Here is an 18,036-nt window from a genome sequence, read left to right as displayed (position 1 = left end):
GACGTCCGCCGCCACGTATTCTGTCTGTCTGCCGGATAATGCGTTAACTATCACACTTTCTGCCGACGCGTTCGGGCTGGCGGTGACAACAGCGGTGTTTGCCCGTATCGCGGTGCTGGATGAACCCAATGAGGATGCGTACTGGTTCGGCGAACTGCGTGAATATGCGCGGCAACACCCGGAAACCGAACTGATACGCGCAGTACTGGATTTAAGTACGCCGGAGAAGGTGCTGAGCCCATCATTAACCCGCAGTTTAAATAATAATCACAATTGAGATTGCCAACACAGGATGTTGCGGTTAATCCTGCTCTTTTCTTAAGCGCCTGACCAGTATGAGTTATCCCGTGATGCTTATCTCGTCAGAACATCCGTAGCAGTATTGGGCGCGATGATGCGAAGTTGGTGGAATGGCAGCGACAGTGATTTAGAGAGCCATAAAAATCTGATAAAAATTGCCGATGAAAAGGGCACTGTTCCAACACGTGTCCGTTACCGGTTTGTCGAAGATGTAAAAACCGGGCAATCAATCCCCGTGGGATACCATACCAATGAAGAAAGCGGGTTAGAACAGGTCAAAGTTCGCCATGTACAATACAATAGTTCACTCAACCAATATGAGTTTTGGGAAGATGATGCAGATTCACCAACACTGGTTTGGTATGCAGATCCACAAACAGGCGGAATATCGCAAAATGAAATTAGTGGTCAGTATGGGAAGCATGATACCTCAATAAACGTCAAAGTTATCCCGCTTGATCCAACGCTCACCAGCCAAACGCCCGGCTTACCGATCCCAGAACAGCGAACATGGCGGGACGGAATACTTGTTAACCCGCAGCAAGATCCGAATGAAATCGCGGGGAACAAAACGGAAACGCCGATCTCAGATGGCACAGACCACGGGCCGACGAAGACGACCACCCCCTTACAGGAGCATGATTTCCGGGATTATATTCTGATTTTCCCGATCTCGAATATACCAGCGATTTATGTTTATTTGAGCGATCCTTATGGTGGAACGGAAAAAGGTAAATACAGTGGTCGTACCTATGATCCAGATAAAGCGGGTGGCCCTATTCAAGATTTAGATTGGAGAAATGTTGAAATTACACAAGAAGGATTAGATAAAGTTAAACTACATACCAGCAGATTTGAAGAAAGTATTGATAATACAATAATGATCGAGCGTTTAGAGAAAATTCTATCAGGAGAGATACTTACCACCGATTATGATAGGCGATACTACACACATGAAATAAGGGAATTAGAACGTTATCGTGTTGTAGGTGTTCCCGATGGTGTTCATGATGAGGATATTTGGAATCATGCCCATGCTGCAACCCTAGAGGATTACAAAATTCATGAAAGAACATATCCTCTATATACACCTGAAGCCATTCATGCTGCTGATCTTGCAGAAGAAGCTAAATATAAATAGAGAGATAATAATATGCGTCCATTAAAGCAAATGATAAAAAATGAATCTGTCGAAGATATACTTTTAGTGTTTTCTCTTAAAAGCTCCTACCCATCTATAGATCGTATGTATGTAAGATTTAACTTTGAAGTCATTGAAAAAAATGAACTATGGACGACGTACAAAAGGCTACTAGACGAGGGGAAATTATCTAAAGATGATAAAGGGAAGACAATTAAAGGTCCGAATTGGAAAGAGCCTGAGTTTTCCAGAACAAAAAAGTATAGTAAATTAATTGATTGATTTTTAAAAAGAATTGTTAAAAGCTATTTGTTTAAATAAATAGCTTTTATTTTAAAAGGTTAATACCAAAATATCAGAGCAGTCATGGATGATAAATATCATTGCCCATGTTGTAATCATACTGCCCTTGATGAACTTGGCAAATACCTTATTTGTGACATTTGTGGATGGGAGGATGATCCTGTGCAGTCTAAAAATGCTGACTTTCAAGGAGGAGCTAATGAAATGAGTTTAAATGAAGCAAGAAAAGCATTTTCAGAAGGTAAGAAAATAATCTAACTTTACCTACACTAAAAAGTGTTCGTAAATTATTTTTCCCATATCAAGTTATGTTACACCGCTGACTGACGCGCTGCGCTTGTCTTCTCCGTGCTACCGGGCTAATACATTAACCCGGTAGCACGGAGAGCTGAAAAACACCTGCCAGAAAAAATATTTCCTCACCTGCTCCTCATTTTTCTCCTCACTTTTTATTTTCCTCACTGTGAAAACAGGTGAGGAATTGATAATTTTTTATCCTTAAAAATCAATGTATTTTGTGCTCCTCACTTTTTCCGTATATAGGCGAAAAAAGTGAGGAATACGGTGAGCAGTAAAATTCCTTTCCTCACTGTTCCTCACTTTCTGACTCACTTTTTAATCTTCATTGTTCTGATTCATGATGGTGAGTTCCTGCCCGTGGCGGGTAATCAGTCTGTCTTGCTCCAACTTGGTTAACCAGCGGCTGAAATTCTTCACATTCACGCCCATCGATTTTAAATCATCACGCACAAGGGCAATGCTGCAAGGTTCTTTCAGGGCAGTGCGCGACCGGATACACTGCCATAGTGCCGTATGGTTATCGGTTTTATTGGCGACATGATCCATTTCTTCCTCTTCGACCGGATCGCGTGGCCTGTCAATCAGAGCCAGTGACGTAATATCTTCACCATCTTTATCGGTAAAAAGCTCCACCACGCGCATATCATAGGCTTTGGTGTCCGGCTCTTCGGCATCTTTCATTTTGGTACAGGTGATAACCAGCGAGCCACCTTTTTTCCCTTCCCGGTTGATTTTGTATTCAACATCCAACGCGGCACGGAGGGCGCTGGAACTTCTCGCGCCTTTACTTTCGTCTTTGCCGGAATGGTGCACCACGAGAATGCTTGCCCCTGTTTTGGCTTTCAGTTCGTCACAACCCCGGACAAACGCACCCATATCTTTTGAATCATTTTCATCCGCACCGCCAAAGCAGCGGGCTGACGTATCCAGAATAATCAGGCGCACCGGCTGGCCTGTTTCCGCTTCAACCTGCCGAGCGGCAATCACCAGCTCATGCACTTCGGTAGGCGAGGCCGGAAAAACGGGAGTGTTGATCAGGTACATATTTTCAACCGTCTGCCCGTTGACGATTTCCCATGCTTTGATGCGCCGGGGCAGCCGATCCCACCTTCACCGACCACGTACAGTACAGCACCCTGAGCAACCGATTTTCCAGCCCATGCTTTACCTGTAGCAATATGACAACCCCACGCCCCCGCCAGAAAACTTTTATATGAACCGCTCGCCCCGTAAATGCTGCACAGGGAATGCGCCGGAATAATGCCCTTAACCACGTAGTCTAACTGTGCGTCAAAGCCCTCAGAGCCGACTGAGAGTGGTAACTTTGTTTTACGATTTGGATAAATGCTCTCGACGTTGTCATAACGACGGGTTTCTATTGCGTCACTGCTCATCGGTTCTTTCACCTGATATAACGCCTTATTGAATGCCTGTTGTGCTGCCTCAATGCCGTATTGCTGGCGATAATCATCCCAGTCGGCTTTAGTATTCTGTCGGTGGTAAAGAAATCCAACCATTCACCGCCAGCGCTGCTTTTTCTGCTGAGATCCTGCCAATATTCACTTTCGGTTTGCCGTGCTTATCCAGTTCGTTAGGGCGATGCCAGTCATTATCTGCGGCAATAATGATTTTTACGTCCGGCCAGCGTTCCCGAACGGCTTTGGCGACAGAAAATAAATTGCCTGCATCCAGTGCCGCCAGAGCGCTGCCTTGATGTAACTGGTTAACGGTCAGGGCTGTGGCGTAACCTTCGGTGATGATCACCGTGTTGGGATACGTTTCCAGCGCTGATGCGGCAATAAACGCTCCTTTCTTCTGGCTGCCAGACAGTAATTTTTTCTCGTCATTGGGTTTGATAATCTGTGCGCCGGTGATTTTTTTATCCAGTGTTGTTAGTGCCAACACCATCGAATTATCGGGCAACAGCCTCTGATTAGGGTAGTACAGCCCCTTTGCAGTCAGATAAGGAGACTGTCCAGCAACAGTTTGTGCTATCAGTGCCGCGACTCTTTCGGCAATGGGCTGTGTCGGGTAAGTGATTTCTCTGGCTGGCTTGGGGGCGGGCAAAGGCAGCGCCAGCGCATCCGCGACAACTTTGGCTGCTTCCGTAATTGTGATCCGATTGGTTCTTGCCACTAAATCCAGTCCATCGCCATAGTTCGAGGCATCACACTGGCGGCAGTGCCAGTTGCCGTGATGGTGATCGTCGATAAAATGAAAACGGTCGGTGCCGCCACAAACCGGACAGGCACCATGTTTACCCTTTGCCGGAACATCAATACCGCAAGCGGGCAGCAGGTTTTGCCACGAATACATTGCGGATGTTTTTACGGTCTGGCTCAGATCAAGCGGTTTTGGATTGCCCGCTGTTTTTTGAACTGTAAATTCAGGGCGAGTTTGGGTATGCTGTGTATCAGCCATTATTTTTTACCTTACGAATGGTTGTTGGTGAAACGCCCTGTCAGTGTTACGAGCACTTCGGGGCGTTATATTTTATGTTTCTTATGTCATCGTTTTTTCTGTGTTATGCCGCCCGCGATTCTGCAATACGCTGGGCGATCCAGTCATCAATCTCTTCTGCAATAAAGGCCACTGAGCGAGGTCCGATTTTGATCTGCTGCGGGAATGCGCCGTCGCTAATCAGTTTGTAAATCCACGCTTTGCTGTAACCTGTTCTGCGTTGCACTTCCGGCAGACGGATCAGACTTGTTTTTAATGCTGTCATTGTCATATTCATTCTCCTGTTACCGAGTCCCTGAGCGCTCATTTTGGACGTTGCTTGATGACAGGCGGATTATTTAAAATGCAAGATTAAATGAACAGCGTTAATTGTTTTTCTCCCGATGAAAATTAACGGGTTGCAAATTGTACTAACGGTTCTTTTTGTCGTGCAGCGGTTTGGCAAAGTCATACGGTGTGATGGATTTTTCCCGGTTCGCATCCAGATAATCCGCCCACCACTGCACCATCAGCCGCCGTTCATCCAGATGTTTAGAGGTGTGAATATACGCCGCCCGCACGTTGTTGCGTTCGATGTGGCTGAGCTGGCGTTCGATGGCGTCATCACTCCACAGGCCGCATTCTCCCATTGCACCACGTGCCATTGTGCGGAAGCCGTGCCCGCAGACTTCGGTCTGGGTGTCGTAACCCATTGCCCGTAATGCCTTGTTAACCGTGTTTTCGCTCATGACTTTCACGGAATCATGATCGCTGGGGAACATCACTTCGCAGTTGCCACTCAGCTCCTGCAATGCGTTGATAAGCCGGACAGCCTGACGGCTCAACGGGACAATGTGATCGGTTTTCATTTTCATGCCACGTTCAGAAAAGCGAACGCCTTTGATGGGTTGCCTTGTGGCGGGAATTTTCCACACCGCATTTTCGAAGTCAATTTCCTGCCAGCGGGCAAATCTCAGTTCGCTGGAGCGCACAAACGTCAGCAGCGCCAGCTCGACCGCGATTTTGGTCAGTAAGCGCCCGCGGTAAGCAGACAACCGGTTCAGGAAATCCGGTAAACATTCATGGGGCAGGGCGGGATGGTGACGGGATTTGGTGGTGGTGAGTGCGCCAGTCATATCATTGGCCGGATTGGTTTCCAAAATATCATTCTGGACGGCATAACGCATGATGGCGGTAACACGCTGACGCAGCCGCTGGGCGATATCGTGTTTGCCTTGCTCATCAATGGCCTTGACGGGGGCTAAAAGCTGGCTGGTACGTAATGTGGTAATATCGCGTGAGCCGATATGCGGGAAAATAGACTGCTCAAGGCTGCGCAGCACTTTTTGACGGTGGCTATCGCTCCAGCGTTTGTTACTGGCGTGCCATGCACGGGCGACTTGTTCAAAGGTGTTAACTTTGGCGGGTGTTGGTGTGCCTTTTTTCTCAGCTTTGGGGTCGATCCCCTGAGCCATCAGCTTCTTGGCTTCATCGCGCTTAGCACGGGCATCGGCTAATGATACCGCCGGATAAACACCGAATGCCAATCGGTCTTCTTTCTTATCGGTTGGGCGATAATATTTCATCCGCCAGTATTTCGAGCCGCGTGACGAGACTTCTAAATAAAGACCACCACCATCGGCAAGTTTGTAGGTTTTTTCTTTGGGCTTTGCAGTTTCGATTTGTCGTGCGTTTAGTTTCATTATTAAGAGCATTCCTGTCATCGAACGGTAAGTGCCCCGAATTATGCCCTTCGCTGCATCTTGATTGCAACAGACGAAACTAGACCTAAAAATAAGAAAGGGTGTTGATTTTGCAGGATTTGCTGAGAATTGTTTGACTGGGCTGGACTTCACTGGAAGTTGAAGTGGTGCCCGGAGGCGGAATCGAACCACCGACACGGGGATTTTCAATCCCATCGTAAGTTAATTCAATGTAAAATTTCCTAATTTGTACAATTTGTACGCTTAACCAATTGAATAAGTGTACAAAATGAAAATACTTCCGATAATTTCCCCTAAAGGCGGTGAAGGTAAGTCCACAAAAGCGGCTAATCTGGCCGGATTCTTGGCCGATGCCGGTTTACGTTCTCTCCTGATTGATGGCGATTATTCGCAACCCACATCCAGCAGTATTTTTAACCTGGGCTATGAAGCCCCCGCGGGGCTGTATGAATTGTTGATGCAGACGGTGGATCTGAATCAGCCAAACCAGTTTATTTCACGCTCAGTGATCAACAACCTCGATATCATTGTCTCCAATGATCCCGATGAACTCCTGCCGACGTCGATGCTGCACGCCCCTGACGGGCGTCTTCGTCTGCGCAATATTTTGCAACATCCACTTTTTCATCAATACGATGTCATTATTATTGACTCCAAAGGTGCAACCGGGGTAATGACAGAACTGGTCGTGCTGGCTGCCACACATCATGTGCTGGGGATAATTAAACCGATTTTGCCGGATGTGCGGGAGTTCCTGCGCGGCACGCTGCGGATGCTGACCCGCCTTAAGTCATTTGAAAATTACGGCATTCAGCTTCCGCTGATCCAGATACTGGCCAATGGCATTGAAGGCACTAATTTAGATCGCGACACGCTCAATGAACTGACCGATATTATCGAACAGCAACGGTATGATGCGTCCGCGCTGGGCGGCAGGTGTGTTTATCAGTTGCTGAACACCCGAATAGATCTGCTGGATATCTACAAACTGGGGCATGTTCGTGCCCAGCCCGTTCATCGTCTTGAGTATAAAACCACCCGCAAAAGTCCCGCCGCCGCCCAGACCATGTACAGTCTGGCCTGTGAATTGTTCCCTGAATGGCAAGCGAAATTTGATGCCGTGCTGGTCAACCAACCGACGGGGAACGCGCAATGAATATTATCTGGCGAGCCGTCTGTTTTTGTTATGACAATGCGGAATTACCCTTTACGGATACACAGGATGAATGGTTTGTGTTTGTCGATGCGCCTGATCGTAAAGCGGCACTGGCGAAATACCAGACATTATTACCCATTATCTGGGAAGTGTCGCCTGAGAACGTCGGGCATTTCAGTCCCCGTCATGAAGAGGAATTACGCGAGCTGTCACTGATGTCCGCTACACCGGATGATTTGGCCCTGCTGGAGTGCGGCTGGGAAAATGGCAAACCACAGTATTTGACCGCAAAAGAAGTCTTGTTTTGGGTTTCTTCTCCGCATTTGCAACAGCGTTTAGTGAGGGCACTGAATGCCGTCAACAGGGAGGTGACCCATGAATCTGGATCATGAGGCTTTACAGGCCATCAGTGAAGCGGAACCCAGCTATGCTTATGCCGAGGTGGGCGTGATTGGCGGCCTGGTACTGGAAAATGATCGTTGGGATAGCATTGTTCAGCTGCTGGTTGCCGACGATTTTTTCTTCCCGGCGCACCGAATAATCTATCAGGCCATTGCTGAACTGAGCGAAAAAAACTGTCCGTTTGACCTGATCACCCTGACCGACAGGCTGACACAGTGGGGACAAATAGACAGCGCCGGCGGTTTTGCCTATGTCGCGGAAGTGTGCAAAAACACGCCCAGTGCGGCCAATATTGAAGAATATGCCCGCATTGTGGCGGAAAAAAGCCGGTTACGTCAGTTACTGGCACTGGGTAAATCCCTCAGTGCGGAAGTCTTTCAGCCCAATATTCTGTCAGAAACCCTGATTGAGCAGGCAGAAATCCAGTTGTTTAATCTGGCGGAAAAAGGGGCAGCCCGGCAGCATCAGGCCGTGACCCTGCTGCAAGGCGCAGATACCCTGATTGCCCATCTGGAACGCATACAGGGCAGCAATGGGATCACTGGCACCCCCACAGGATTTCAGGCGCTGGATGAAATGACCTGTGGCTTACAGGCGGGCGACCTCATTCTGCTGGCCGCCCGTCCTTCCATGGGGAAAACGGCACTGGGGCTGGCCTGTTGTCTCGGTGCCCTGCGGCATCGGGACGATGCGGTGGTACAGATTTTCAGCCTGGAAATGCCGATCGCCCAATTGATACTGCGTTTGTCGGCGATGGAAGGCAGCGTAGCATTAAGTGCGCTGCGCAGCGGTCTGCTGGATGATGAACAGTGGGGACGCATCAGCCAGAGTCTGGATCAGTTTGCCCAATGGGATAAGCGGCTGATTATTGATGATTGCAGTCACCAGACCCCCGCGCTATTGCGCGCCCGTGCCCGCCGTTATACCCGCCAATACGGCAAACCCGCTTTGATTATGGTGGATTACCTCCAGTTGATGTGCGCCCCCGGGCAGGAAAATCGCACTCAGGAAATTGCCGATATCTCCCGCAGCCTGAAAGCGTTGGGCAAAGAACTGGGTTGTCCAATACTGGCGTTGTCCCAGCTGAACCGGCAGGTGGAAGGCCGCGCCGATAAACGTCCGAACAACGGCGACCTGCGGGATTCCGGTTCGCTGGAGCAGGATGCCGATCTCATTCTTCATCTTTACCGCGATGAAGTCTACCACCCGGAAACACCGGACGCTGGGATTGCAGAGATCATTATCGGTAAGCAGCGTCAGGGACCGACAGGCACGGTGCGTGTGCGGTTTGACGGCCGGTATACGCGTTTTTCTGATATCGACAGCGGCGGGAGGTAAAGGATGGGACGCAATACGCTGAATTTAGGCAGTGCCTTGTTGCAGCAGGGAAGACAGGCCGTGGCTACCCGCAATGACAGTCAGCCGATGGCGGAAATGCCAATGGTATTGACATTAGATCAGTTACGCCCCAATCCGGATAACCCCCGCACCAGTCGCAACCCGCGTTATGACGATATCAAGACATCGATCAAAGCCCGTGGGCTGGATACGGTGCCGAAAGTCACACGTGATCCGGACGGCGATGAGGTCTATATCTTCAGTGATGGCGGGAATACGCGCTATCAAATTCTGTCTGAGCTGTGGCAGGAAACCGGGGATGAGCGTTTTTATCGCATTCACTGCCTGTTTAAACCGTGGCCGGGGCGCTTACAGTGTGTGATCGGGCATCTGGCGGAAAACGAGCTGCGGGGTGAACTCAGCTTTATTGAAAAAGCGCAGGGTATCCGCAAGGCAAGGGCAATTTATGAAGAGCAGCAACAGAAAAAAATCTCCCTGCGGGAATTGTCAGCGCTGTTGCGTCAGGCGGGTTTCCCTGTCAGCGATGGTCACATCAGCCGGATGGAGCATACTGTGAAATACCTGTACCCGTGGATGCCTAATCTGCTGGAATCCGGGCTGGGTTCGTCACAGATAAGACCTTTACTGGCCTTGCGGCTGGATGCCGAGGCGGTCTGGCAACAGCATGTGACCAGTATAAACCCGGAACCGACCGTCACCTTTGATGAAGTCTTTGGTAACTGCTGCCGCAAGTTTGATTCCCCTGAATCCTGGTCGCCGGAGATGTTCCGGGATGAGCTGATTGGCGATTTATTGCAGGCACTGCCACACCCGCTGCTCAATTATGACCGCTGGGTACTGGAATTAGATCCGAAAGAAAGTAACCGCCGACAACTCTTTGGTGAGCAGGCCGCCACGTTTGATCCTGTGCCAGTGCCGGAAGAGCCTGAGACGAAAAAAACGGAGCAGGTTCGAGTGCCAGACAGAGAATCGAACCCACGAATAATGGCTAAATCCGGTACTGAAACGGTGCAGGCACCTGAGACGAAATGCTCTCCGGTTGATAAGGCACAAACGCCTGCTACGTCTCCCCGAAAAAATCCGGTCATTCCACCTTATCAGCTGGATGGTCCCGATAATCCGCCTGAATCAACGCTGCCTGTTTTTGATGCAGAATGCCTGTCTTTTGCCCAAACCGGGCTGGAGCCGGTCAGTTCGGTCTGGGCGATTTCCCCGATGCAGGATGATATTGAACATCTGCAAAACATGGCATTCCGGCTGGCGTTTGAACTGGCGGAAGTGATCGGCTGTGACAGCGATTTGTTGTCGGAATCGGAGGCGGGTTCGGCGGGATTTTGTCTGGTGAATCCGCAAAATGCCCATCCTTTTTCGCGTTTATTGCACGCCCTGACCGGAGAAACCACGGCTGACAGCAGTGAGCTGACACTGACTGCTGTTCTGCTTGGCACCGCCAGGCGGGAAGAATCTCCTCTGCTGGATGATACCCAGACCGTGAAGTTTCTGCGGCTTATTCGGGTTATTCGCCGCTTGCGTGAGCTTCAGCGTGAGATTGTTCCGGAGACGTTGACGATGTAGCGATGCCAGTGTGGGTGCCTGCTTTTCAGTGTGTTGTTCATTCATTGCGTTTTGACTGGCCTGATAGTGGAGGAAGTGTATGAATCATTTATCGCAAGCCACCAACAGCCTGCTGATGCAGCTGGTGATGGATTTGAAGAACGGCTATATCCGCCGTTGTGAGGCATTGGGGCTGGCACCTGCGGAGATGCTGATGTTGCAGCGCCTGACGATTGAAGATTTGCATTACTTAGGCAACAGCCCGGTGTCGGTGCTGAGCGTTCATGTTCATCACGCCAATCTGGTGCGCATCTTACATCAGGCGCGTATCGAGCAGCAGCGGATGAAACGGATTGACCGGGCACTGGAATTGGGCGGCTCTATTGAGCTGATGCACTATTTTTTTGGCCTGTCCAGTCTGGAAATTGCCGCCCGCCGACGTATTGCCGGCATGGCAGTCCGGCCGGGGCGCGGCTCGTCACTGACGGAAGATGAAAGCCGTGACCTGTGGCAACGCTGGCAGGCGGCAATGATTACCGATGCGGACAGTGCTGAAGGGCTGGATATCATGATGGAGATGGCTGAACACCATGCGGTCTCGCTGACGTCCGTCTGGCGTGCCGTGAAGGACTGGCAGCAGAGTGGTGAAGCGATGCCGGTAAAAAAACAGGCATAAAACAGGGAATGAAGGAAACGATGTCAGGAAAATTAACGGAAATGATCCCTGGTCTGCATGTGCCCACAACCGCACCGTTGTCACTGCGCCATAAAGCGCGACATCAGGTACGGTGCTACCAGCAGGGCGGGCGCAATTACGTCCGGCTGAAAGAAAAAGGCAAGGGGTATCTGAAAATCAATGTGGGCTTGTTCTGGCGGCTGTTAAGCCGTGATAACGGGCAATCGTGGGAGCTGATGCTCCATGAACGCTACAACAATGAAATTCGTAAATCCTAAATATGACTGAAGTTATGTCATTCTGCACCTTGTTGCAACAGGGTGCAGCCCTGACATTATTTTTTAAGGCTAACGCCGCAGAAAAGGGAACATGATGAACCTGTCCGCCGACAGCATAATTGCACACACCATTGCCAAAATGAAAATGCGCCTGGAAAAACAGGCGGACAATGACGTCTCACAACTGCGCAGTGGCCTGCTGTTTATGGGCAATATTCATGATGCCTATCCCCGCCGTCTGTTGCTGGATGATCGCCTGTCGCCACTGGATAAAACGGGCTGGATGATGATCCGTCTGTATGCGCAACACCATGAAGGGGCCGTTTTTCCCAGTTATGATGAATTACAGGTCCTGCTGGCTTCGCCCTATAAAGGCAAAGCCTCCCGTGAAACCGTCAGCCGGGTATTACTGATGCTGCGGATCACCGGCTGGCTGAGTTTATGTAAGCGGATCAGGGATGAACACGGACGGGTGCGGGGCAATATTTATGCGCAACACGATGAGCCGCTGACCTGCCGTGATGCCGAAATGTTAGATCCCCACTGGCTGGATACGGTGGCGGAAGCCTGTCGCAGTAAAAACCGCACCATCAGTCAGACCGCCTGGGCTGTGTTGACCGATATCAAAGACGACCCGATGATGCGCCATCGTCACAGTCATATCCGTTTGCTGGAAGAACGGTTGAATGCCGTGCAGACCCCGCAGCAAAGGGTGATGCGCCAAAACTTTCAACAAGGAAAACAGCTAACCGAACTCAGTCATATAAAGCCGGGTTCGGAAACCGAACTGAGTCAGCAAAAGGAACACACTGTGCTGAATTCGGCATCCGAACTCAATTTTAAATCAACGCGTTATAGTGATCCCGTTAAACCGAACCGTTATGTACGTTCTTTCACACAGGGTGTGAATAAAAAAACATACGTAGACCCGCAGTCCGCTCTTTTTCTGCCAGAGGGACTTTGCCGACAACTGGAGCCGGAAGCGGTGACGATGCTGAACAGCCAGTTGCAGGCGTTGCCTGATGAACAGGCGCAGACCGTGCTGAATTGTCTGGATAAGGCGTTACAGGCCGGAAAAATCGGCAATCCGGTCGGCTGGTTGCTGGCGATGATGAAACGGGCACGGGAGGGAAAATTATATGGACAACCTGAAACCGCTGTTACTACGTCTGCCGCTGCGAAGAAGCTGGTTGAATTCACCCAACATGTTGAGCGTCCCGCTTCACCTTCCTCACAAGCCCATGTCCGCAACATAGTGAAAGACATCCGTCAAAAGCTGACGCTGGCAAAATATCACCGCGATGTTATTGATTAAAAAACGCACGCTGCTGGCAGTGCCAGCATTGACTAAAAAATCGCCTTTTTACGATAAGCAGGCTTTCGGTGGAACGACAGTCTGGTCAGTATGGCACTTTGCTTTTCCTTTATTCCCGATGATGTTTCGGCCAAATCAGGTCGTATGACGCTTCTGTTTTTATTGCTGTATAAATATCATACAGCACTGGCACTGCCAGCACTGAATAAAAAATCGTCTTTTTACCATGAGCAGACTTCCTGTGGAAAGACAGTCTAGTCAGGATGGCACTTTGCTTTTTCTTCATTCCCGATGATGTTTCGATCAAAATCAGATCGTATGACGCTTCTGTTTTTATTGTTGTATGAATATCATACAATGCTGGCAGTGCCAGCACTGACTAAAAATCGCCCTTTTTACGATGAGCAGACTTTCTGTGGAAAGACGGCCTGATCAGGATGGCACTTTGTTTTGTTGTTGTATCAATATCGTACATTGCTGGCACTGCCAGCAGTGCCTGAAAAATAATCGATTTTAACCTCAAGTCAATCCCGTCGATTTTCCTCTTATTCCATAACTGGTTATCCATTGAGTTGCAGACGCCTTTGCCCTAATAGTCTCACCGACTTATCAAGGCAATACAGGAGTTCTTGTGCATGTCTGATTCAGAAGAAAAGCAATCATCTCAACCACATTTACGTGTGGGCGTCTTAACATCTTCATTAACGATTGAACTGCATACCCACTATGCCATCCGTCTGTGGGCAGGGCGCAGACGGGAAGAGATCAGCAATCCACGAAAATTTTCAGACATTCTTGGGATGCCGCAGGTGATTAAACGCGCGGGCACGATCAGTGTGGATGCCGCTGCCGATAATCCGTATGCCGATACCTGGCTGGTGAAGCTGGAACAAGCGCTGGATAAGGCTTCCGTCAATCTCCAGCAAAGTCTTGCCACTTTGCAGGATACGTTGAACGCGGTACCACAGCAGATCACCTTATCCGCCGTTTCCTCCGTCGAACCGCTGAATATCGGGGTTTACAGCCACTCACCATTAGGCTATCGCTGTGTCTGGCTGCTGGTGGGTTACGACCAGCTGGCGATGAAAACGTTTCAGGTTTTTCATTACGGGCTGATTTCACGTTCAGATCGTGATGCCTTTCTGCACAATGGCAGCCGTGCCATCCGCCAGATTTATGGCATTGTACGCTCTTACCGTTCACTGGCGGTCACCCGGCAGGATATTGCGGAAAAAACGCCGGCCGGGCTTGAAGCGATTAAGTGGCTGGGTGAACCCCATCCCGACATTTTGTCAGGCAAGTTGCAGTCGGTTTTCTCGCCGCCATTGCGCCCGGCTGCGCAAGGCTGAGGGAGGGCAACTATGCCACTTTATCTGTGTGAAAAACCCTCCCAGGCCAAAGACATTGCCAAAGTCCTGGGGGTGAAACAGCGCGGGCAGGGATTTCTCTCCGGATCCGGTGTGATTGTCACCTGGGCCATCGGGCATTTGCTGGAGGTGGCCGCGCCCGAACACTATGGCGAGCAATTTGGTCCGCCGTGGCGCATGGAGGTGCTGCCGGTGCTACCTTCGCAATGGCAATGGACAGTCAAAAAAGAGACGGCCGGACAGTTTGCGGTGATCCAGCAATTATTGAAACAGGTCGATGAGGTGATTATTGCCACCGATGCTGACCGCGAAGGGGAAGTTATCGCACGGGAGTTGCTGGAGTATTGCCATTTCACCGGTACGGTCAGGCGTCTTTGGTTGTCGGCACTGGATGAAACCAGCATCCGGCAGGCACTGGCGGCGATATTGCCGGGTGAGCAGACGGCCGCACTTTATCAGGCCGGACTGGGACGGGCACGCGCTGACTGGTTGACGGGCATCAACCTGACCCGTTTGTATACCCTGAAAGCGCAGGCCCTGGGTTTTGGCGATGTGCTGTCCATCGGGCGGGTGCAGACCCCGACACTGGCACTGGTGGTGAACCGGGATAAGACCATCGCCCAGTTTGAGCCAAAACCTTACTGGCAATTGGTGGCTAAACTGGAAAAAGACCGCATGCGTTTTCGGGCCAAATGGCAGCCGGTAACGGATGAGTGTGATGAAGAAAACCGTTGTATTAAGCCGGATATTGTTCAGGCCGTTCAGCAACGTTGTCAGCAGGCAACACACGCCACCGTCATGGATGTCAGCAAAAAACGGGAGAAAACGCCCCCGCCGCTCTGTTTTGATTTGGGGACATTGCAGCAGACCGCTTCCCGTCACTGGGGGATGGGGGCGAGCCAGGTGCTGGCGATTGCCCAGTCCCTGTATGAAACCCATAAAGCGACCACCTATCCGCGTACGGATTGCGGCTATTTGCCAGCGTCCATGCAGGCAGATATTCCTGTCGTGTTGACAGCACTGGCGCGCACCGACCCGGCTATGGAGACCATTATCAGCCAGCTGGATAAACAATGTGTTTCCCGGGTCTGGAATGACAACAAGATCACGGCGCACCATGCCATTATTCCCACACGTCATGCTTTTGATCTCACCCGGTTAACAACCGACGAGTTAAAGATCTACCAGCTTATCCGTCAGTATTATCTGGCACAATTTCTGCCGGCGCAGGAAACCGATGTGACTGCGGTAACACTGGATATCGGCGGGCAATTATTCCGGGTGAAAGGCCGGGTGACTGTGATCACAGGCTGGAAGGCACTGTTTGCAGATGGAACGAGAGAGCACGAAAAGGAAGACGAGCAGGAAGCCGATTTACCCCTGCCGGCCCTTAACCAGGGCGATCGCTGTCAGGTGATTGAGGCAAAAATTCAGTCACTGTACACCAAACCGCCGGCACCGTTTACTGAAGGTACCCTGATTGCCGCGATGAAAAATGCCGCCAGTCTGGTCAGTGATCCGCAATTGAAACAAATCTTGCGAGAAAGTGCCGGGCTGGGTACGGAAGCGACCCGGGCCGGCATTCTGGATACGTTGTTTAAACGCCAGCTGATTGAGCGGAAAAAGAAAGCGATCCACGCAACGCCCTTGGCGCAGGAACTGATTGCCGGGCTGCCAGCGGTACTGACAGATCCGGGCATGACCGCGTTATGGGAACAATCGCTGGAAGATATTGCACAGGGCAAAGCGTCGCTGGCGGTTTTTATGCAAAAACAGGCGCAGTGGCTTTTGCATTTAGTCGAGCGCGGCAAGGCACAGCCGCTGCATCTGACGTTGCCGAAAACCCCCGAATGCCCGAACTGTGGCGGCCGGATGCGGCAACGGCAGGGAAAAACCGCGCCGTTCTGGGGTTGTGTGAACTACCCGGCCTGTAAAGGCATGCTGAATGACAAAGCGGTCACCCAATCGCGCAAAGCCCGGCGGGCAAATCAACGGACATGAAGATCTGATTGTGGATTGACGCCTTGACAGGATACTTTAAGAATTAACCTGTTTCTTAAATGATCGGTGGGCCTGCAACGATCGCCTCCGGGTGGCTGTAAAACTCCCGTAGCCTGAAAGGGAGCGCCTCAACGCGGTACATCTGCCCACCTTTGGAAGCGGATATTGCCAGCTCAACGGCAATGAAGGTTCATTATTCTTTATCAGCGCGTCAGTAACGTATCTGTCTGACACCCGGCGGGGAAAAACCTTCCCGTCAGGGGACAGGATTTTCTCCGTTACCCCTTATTGTTTACCTCCATGGAGAACATCGTATGTCTGAGAACGCAACAGCATTAACCAAAAACGACTATTTCAACCTGAATATCAAGGGACTCGGCTATTTGAATCATATCCGCCATGTCAGCACCGCCAGTGGCACGTTCCTGAGCTGTGTGATTAATGCGTTAAATGGTCCCGGTGATAATCCGGTCTATGTCCGTTTTGATATTACCGTGGTCGGTAAGGAAGCGACCAGTCTGGTGGGTCGTTGCCAGAAGGCCGTAGACGAGGACAAAAAAGTGTTGCTGGGCTTTACCTTAAGTAACCCGTCCACCGATATTTTTACCCTGAAACGCGGCGATCATGCCGGTGAACAGCGCGTCAGCCTGAAAGCCCGCCTGATTAAAGTGGACTGGATTAAAATCGGGCAGGACAAAGTGTATCAGGCCGAACAATCCGATTCGACGCCGCCACAAAACGGTGTTGCGCAAACCGAATATGCAGAAAATTCATTCTGATATTCATTCTACTCCACTGACTTGCCCTGATGTTTCAGGGCAGTCTCTTTGCTAACAAATACAATAGGGTACAGAGATGACTATTCCCCCCATTGGCGTTCTGGCACTGCAATATTGTTATAAGCAATTACCGTTAACGGTGTTGCAAACCCGTGCAGGTTTTTATATCGGCACGATGGATGAGGGCGTCCCGTGCTCTCGTGAATCAACAGAGTATTTTGCCCGCCGTGAGCAGGCGGAGTTTGCCCTGAAACAGGGGCGCTGGACACAACGTCAGTCAGCGTAACAGAAAGGAAATCGATATGTCTTCACGGGGTATCAACAAAGTGATTTTAATCGGTAATCTGGGGCAAGATCCGGAGATCCGTTATCTGCCAACCGGCGGTACCGTGGCAACGCTGTCACTGGCAACATCAGAAAGCTGGCGGGATAAACAAACCGGTGAAATACGGGAGAAGACCGAGTGGCACCGGGTGGTGATCTTCGGCAAATTAGCCGAAATTGCGGCGGAGTACCTGCAAAAAGGCGCTCAGGTTTACATTGAAGGCCAGCTGCAAACGCGCAAATGGCAGGACCAACAGGGGCAGGATCGCTATTCAACCGAAGTGGTGGTGAATGTGAATGGCACGATGCAGATGCTGGGCAGCCGTGGAGATGCAAAACAGACGGCGGTTCAGCAAACTGGGCATAAGCCAGCACCGAAGCCACCGTCTTCTAAACCCGCCAATAAGGAAAGAAAGGTGACTCCGGCAGTACAACCTGCTGTGTTACCGGAAGAGGAGAACGTCGATTGGGATTCAGAGATCCCATTCTAGATCATGTATAAAACAAAAGTATAAAAATAACTTCTTTTATTGGTTGATTTAAATGATAACCCAGCAAATATGCTGGGTTTTTTTGTTTGCCCAGCAAAACTGGCAAGCCTTTCAGACTGAAAGAATT

General features: G+C 50.4%; 21 protein-coding genes and 2 pseudogenes. 17 read left to right on the top strand and 6 right to left on the bottom strand.

Annotation, left to right across the window (positions count from 1 at the left end):
* The 5 genes and pseudogenes from Xenpb_RS16140 to Xenpb_RS16125 all read left to right on the top strand — a co-directional run.
* Window positions 1-277 (top strand): antirestriction protein (locus tag Xenpb_RS16140; protein ID WP_187655252.1); only part of this gene is annotated, 277 nt, incomplete at its 5' end.
* A gap of 114 nt (window positions 278-391) precedes the next feature.
* A pseudogene (locus Xenpb_RS20530) lies at window positions 392-832 on the top strand (S-type pyocin domain-containing protein); the annotation flags it as partial.
* Complete coding sequence (locus tag Xenpb_RS20525; RefSeq protein WP_368666835.1) at window positions 824-1,441, top strand: S-type pyocin domain-containing protein; 618 nt, start codon at window positions 824-826, stop codon at window positions 1,439-1,441. The pseudogene Xenpb_RS20530 and the gene Xenpb_RS20525, both read left to right, overlap by 9 nt.
* Window positions 1,442-1,453: 12 nt before the next feature.
* Window positions 1,454-1,723, top strand: a complete 270-nt coding sequence (locus Xenpb_RS16130; RefSeq protein WP_187655251.1) for an immunity protein — start codon at window positions 1,454-1,456, stop codon at window positions 1,721-1,723.
* Window positions 1,724-1,807: 84 nt separating this feature from the next.
* A complete protein-coding gene (locus Xenpb_RS16125; protein ID WP_187655250.1) occupies window positions 1,808-2,002 on the top strand; it encodes a CPCC family cysteine-rich protein in 195 nt (64 codons plus the stop codon).
* 357 nt (window positions 2,003-2,359) lie between these two features.
* Here the strand turns inward: Xenpb_RS16125 and Xenpb_RS16120 are convergent.
* The 4 genes and pseudogenes from Xenpb_RS16120 to Xenpb_RS16105 form a co-directional block, all read right to left on the bottom strand.
* Window positions 2,360-3,378, bottom strand: a pseudogene (locus tag Xenpb_RS16120) (helicase RepA family protein); the annotation flags it as partial.
* A 148-nt stretch (window positions 3,379-3,526) separates the two neighbouring features.
* Window positions 3,527-4,465: a primase-helicase zinc-binding domain-containing protein gene (locus Xenpb_RS16115; protein WP_368666834.1), complete on the bottom strand. Its 939-nt coding sequence runs from the start codon at window positions 4,463-4,465 to the stop codon at window positions 3,527-3,529.
* Window positions 4,466-4,568: 103 nt separating this feature from the next.
* Window positions 4,569-4,775 carry an AlpA family transcriptional regulator gene (locus tag Xenpb_RS16110; protein WP_187655249.1) on the bottom strand — a complete coding sequence of 69 codons (207 nt, stop codon included), beginning with the start codon at window positions 4,773-4,775 and terminating at the stop codon, window positions 4,569-4,571.
* Between the two features lie 139 nt (window positions 4,776-4,914).
* Window positions 4,915-6,186 carry an integrase arm-type DNA-binding domain-containing protein gene (locus tag Xenpb_RS16105; RefSeq protein ID WP_187655248.1) on the bottom strand — a complete coding sequence of 424 codons (1,272 nt, stop codon included), beginning with the start codon at window positions 6,184-6,186 and terminating at the stop codon, window positions 4,915-4,917.
* Window positions 6,187-6,475: 289 nt separating this feature from the next.
* Between Xenpb_RS16105 and Xenpb_RS16100 the strand changes: the two genes are divergently transcribed.
* The 7 genes from Xenpb_RS16100 to Xenpb_RS16070 all read left to right on the top strand — a co-directional run bounded on the left by Xenpb_RS16100 (window position 6,476) and on the right by Xenpb_RS16070 (window position 12,947).
* On the top strand, window positions 6,476-7,363 hold the full coding sequence (locus Xenpb_RS16100) for a ParA family protein (protein WP_187655247.1): 888 nt from the start codon (window positions 6,476-6,478) through the stop codon (window positions 7,361-7,363).
* Complete coding sequence (locus tag Xenpb_RS16095) at window positions 7,360-7,755, top strand: hypothetical protein (protein WP_187655246.1); 396 nt, start codon at window positions 7,360-7,362, stop codon at window positions 7,753-7,755. Before Xenpb_RS16100 ends, Xenpb_RS16095 begins: the two co-directional genes overlap by 4 nt.
* Window positions 7,739-9,103 carry an SPI-7-type island replicative DNA helicase gene (gene dnaB-PI, locus Xenpb_RS16090; RefSeq protein WP_187655245.1) on the top strand — a complete coding sequence of 455 codons (1,365 nt, stop codon included), beginning with the start codon at window positions 7,739-7,741 and terminating at the stop codon, window positions 9,101-9,103. The genes Xenpb_RS16095 and dnaB-PI overlap by 17 nt, the downstream gene beginning before the upstream one ends.
* Before the next feature lie 3 nt (window positions 9,104-9,106).
* The gene (locus Xenpb_RS16085) at window positions 9,107-10,699 is read left to right on the top strand and encodes a ParB family protein (protein WP_187655244.1); all 1,593 of its coding nucleotides are present in this window, start codon (window positions 9,107-9,109) and stop codon (window positions 10,697-10,699) included.
* A gap of 79 nt (window positions 10,700-10,778) precedes the next feature.
* Window positions 10,779-11,354 (top strand): DUF2857 domain-containing protein, encoded by a 576-nt coding sequence (locus Xenpb_RS16080; RefSeq protein WP_187655243.1) that lies wholly within the window; start codon window positions 10,779-10,781, stop codon window positions 11,352-11,354.
* Window positions 11,355-11,374: 20 nt separating this feature from the next.
* The gene (locus Xenpb_RS16075; protein WP_187655242.1) at window positions 11,375-11,632 is read left to right on the top strand and encodes a hypothetical protein; all 258 of its coding nucleotides are present in this window, start codon (window positions 11,375-11,377) and stop codon (window positions 11,630-11,632) included.
* Window positions 11,633-11,723: 91 nt separating this feature from the next.
* The gene (locus Xenpb_RS16070) at window positions 11,724-12,947 is read left to right on the top strand and encodes an STY4528 family pathogenicity island replication protein (RefSeq protein ID WP_187655241.1); all 1,224 of its coding nucleotides are present in this window, start codon (window positions 11,724-11,726) and stop codon (window positions 12,945-12,947) included.
* A 109-nt stretch (window positions 12,948-13,056) separates the two neighbouring features.
* On the opposite strand, the gene Xenpb_RS16065 is transcribed toward Xenpb_RS16070, so the two are convergent.
* Window positions 13,057-13,323, bottom strand: a complete 267-nt coding sequence (locus tag Xenpb_RS16065; protein WP_187655240.1) for a hypothetical protein — start codon at window positions 13,321-13,323, stop codon at window positions 13,057-13,059.
* A 3-nt stretch (window positions 13,324-13,326) separates the two neighbouring features.
* Window positions 13,327-13,515 carry a hypothetical protein gene (locus Xenpb_RS16060; RefSeq protein WP_187655239.1) on the bottom strand — a complete coding sequence of 63 codons (189 nt, stop codon included), beginning with the start codon at window positions 13,513-13,515 and terminating at the stop codon, window positions 13,327-13,329.
* Between the two features lie 67 nt (window positions 13,516-13,582).
* Between Xenpb_RS16060 and Xenpb_RS16055 the strand changes: the two genes are divergently transcribed.
* From Xenpb_RS16055 to ssb, 5 genes are all read left to right on the top strand, one after another.
* Window positions 13,583-14,296 carry a PFL_4669 family integrating conjugative element protein gene (locus Xenpb_RS16055; protein WP_187655238.1) on the top strand — a complete coding sequence of 238 codons (714 nt, stop codon included), beginning with the start codon at window positions 13,583-13,585 and terminating at the stop codon, window positions 14,294-14,296.
* Window positions 14,297-14,308: 12 nt separating this feature from the next.
* Window positions 14,309-16,315 carry a DNA topoisomerase III gene (locus Xenpb_RS16050; RefSeq protein ID WP_187655237.1) on the top strand — a complete coding sequence of 669 codons (2,007 nt, stop codon included), beginning with the start codon at window positions 14,309-14,311 and terminating at the stop codon, window positions 16,313-16,315.
* A 314-nt stretch (window positions 16,316-16,629) separates the two neighbouring features.
* Window positions 16,630-17,094, top strand: coding sequence for an STY4534 family ICE replication protein (locus tag Xenpb_RS16045; RefSeq protein ID WP_187655236.1), 465 nt, complete (start codon window positions 16,630-16,632; stop codon window positions 17,092-17,094).
* Between the two features lie 76 nt (window positions 17,095-17,170).
* Window positions 17,171-17,380, top strand: a complete 210-nt coding sequence (locus tag Xenpb_RS16040) for a hypothetical protein (RefSeq protein ID WP_074021426.1) — start codon at window positions 17,171-17,173, stop codon at window positions 17,378-17,380.
* Window positions 17,381-17,396: 16 nt separating this feature from the next.
* Window positions 17,397-17,909 (top strand): single-stranded DNA-binding protein, encoded by a 513-nt coding sequence (ssb, locus tag Xenpb_RS16035; protein ID WP_187655235.1) that lies wholly within the window; start codon window positions 17,397-17,399, stop codon window positions 17,907-17,909.
* Window positions 17,910-18,036 lie beyond the last annotated feature (127 nt).

Source organism: Xenorhabdus sp. PB62.4 (assembly GCF_014467285.1).
In the GTDB taxonomy this organism is placed as follows: domain Bacteria; phylum Pseudomonadota; class Gammaproteobacteria; order Enterobacterales; family Enterobacteriaceae; genus Xenorhabdus.
The sequence above is the reverse complement of the archived record's forward strand: the minus strand, read 5'-3'. Positions and strand labels throughout refer to the sequence as shown.